At 67.3% G+C, this 578-nt stretch carries 1 pseudogene; it reads right to left on the bottom strand.

The window, feature by feature from the left end:
* Positions 1-140: 140 nt before the first annotated feature.
* A pseudogene (locus AC3ET3_RS36150) lies at positions 141-578 on the bottom strand (DUF3459 domain-containing protein); the annotation flags it as partial.

Below are 578 nucleotides of genomic sequence, written 5' to 3'. Positions count from 1 at the left end.
GAGATCGCCGACGCCGTCGCCGTTGCTGTCCTGGAAGGAGCGGACCAGCACCTCGTAGAAGACGGCGCGTTTGAACCAGTCGGGGTCGCGGTCCTTCGCGGGCGTGTCCTCGAAGGTGTCCGGTACGGGTGAGTTGACGGTCATGACGCTCTGGACCCTCCGATCGTCGGTGCCGGCGGCCGGACGCGGAACACGTGGGCCGGGGCCCGGCCGGGCTCCAGACGCACGTAGTTGGTCCTGCCCCAGGTGTAGGTCTCACCCGTCAGTTCGTCGTGGACGGACAGGGGGGCGCCGTGATCCAGACCGAGTTGTTGCATGTCCAACGAGACCGTGGCCTCCTGGGTGTGGTGGGGGTCGAGGTTGACGACGACGATCACCGTGTCGGTGCCCTCCCGCTTGCTGTAGGCGATCAGAGCGTCGTTGTCGGTGTGGTGGAAGCGCAGGTTCCTGAGCCGCCGCAGTGCCGGGTGGCGGCGCCGGATGTCGTTCAGGCGGGTGATCAGGGGCGCGATGGTGTCCGCGCTCTCCCAGTCACGGGGCTTGAGCTGGTACTTCTCGGAGTCCAGGTACTCCTCACC

The organism is Streptomyces sp. bgisy159 (assembly GCF_057707805.1).
Note: the sequence above shows the minus strand (reverse complement) of the source record. Positions and strands in the feature narration are given on the sequence as shown.